We start from the raw sequence: 1,110 nt of genomic DNA, 5'->3' as shown, positions 1-1,110 counted from the left end.
ACCCGGTGCCGCACGGTGCGCGGGGAGCGGCCGTTGAGGTGGGCGGGCACCGCCAGCTGATCGGCCACGGTCAACGCGGGCAGCAGGTTCGGCTGCTGGAAGACGAGCCCGACGCGCTCCCGTCGCAGCCGGGCGCGCCCGGAGGCGCTCAGGCCGGCCACGTCCCGGCCGTCCACGACGACCCGCCCCGCGTCCGGCGGGACGAGGGTCGCCGCGGCCGCGAGCAGCGTCGACTTGCCGGATCCGGACGGGCCCACGACGGCGGTGACCGTCCCGGCCGCCGCACGCAGGGACACCCCGTCCAGCGCCGTGACGCGGGTTCCCCCGTCCGGATAGGTCACGGTGACGTCAGCCAGTTCCAGGCTCATCGCACACTCCCGAGCGCGGTCAACGGATCCACGGCGGTCACCCTGCGCACCGCGAGCGCGGCGCCCGCCGTCCCGAGCAGGATCAGCAGCGACGCCGGCGGCAGGATCGTGCCGGGACGCAGCACGAACGGGACCGTGTCGTCGACGACCGCGCCGAGGGCGGCCGCGAGGCCGGTGCCCGCCGTGGTCCCGAGGGTCAACAGGACCACCGCCTGCCCGAGCGCGTCCCGCAGCAGGTACGGGGTGCTCGCGCCGAGCGCCTTCAGGACGGCGACGTCGCCGCTGCGCTGCACGGTCCACACGGTGAAGAACGCCCCCACCACCAGCGCCGAGAGCACGAACAGGAACCCGCGCATCACCGTGAGCGAGGAGTTCTCGGCCGCGAACGAACCGATCGCGGACAGCGACTCGGACACCGCGACCGTGTGCGTCCCGAGTTCCCGGTCGGCGGCGGCGACGTCCAGCCCGTCGGACACCCGCAACAGCAGCACGGTGCCCACCGGGTCCCCCTCCCCCGGCGGGCCGCCGGGCCCGCCGGCGGGTCCGGCCGCGGGGGTGGACACCGCTCCGAGCGGCGCCCACACCACCGGTGTGTGGCTGTACGAGGCAGGGCCGGAGACCGCGCGGACCGTCATCCGGGACCGGTCCAGGGCCAGTTCCGTCCCCGGCGCGGTGTCCAACGCCGCGGCGGCGTCGGCGGACAGCACGACGGTGCCCGGTTCGAGACCGCCGACGGCGCGGG

General features: G+C 76.2%; 2 protein-coding genes. Both read right to left on the bottom strand.

Going from position 1 to position 1,110, the window contains the following annotated elements:
* Positions 1–368: ATP-binding cassette domain-containing protein (locus SACPADRAFT_RS32165; RefSeq protein ID WP_040923923.1), on the bottom strand; the 368-nt coding region annotated here is incomplete at its 3' end.
* The coding region (locus SACPADRAFT_RS0203995) for an ABC transporter permease (protein ID WP_007027708.1) at positions 365–1,110 on the bottom strand (746 nt) is incomplete at its 5' end. The genes SACPADRAFT_RS0203995 and SACPADRAFT_RS32165, both read right to left, overlap by 4 nt.

Source organism: Saccharomonospora iraqiensis subsp. paurometabolica YIM 90007 (assembly GCF_000231035.2).
Lineage (GTDB): Bacteria > Actinomycetota > Actinomycetes > Mycobacteriales > Pseudonocardiaceae > Saccharomonospora > Saccharomonospora paurometabolica.
Note: the sequence above shows the minus strand (reverse complement) of the source record. Positions and strands in the feature narration are given on the sequence as shown.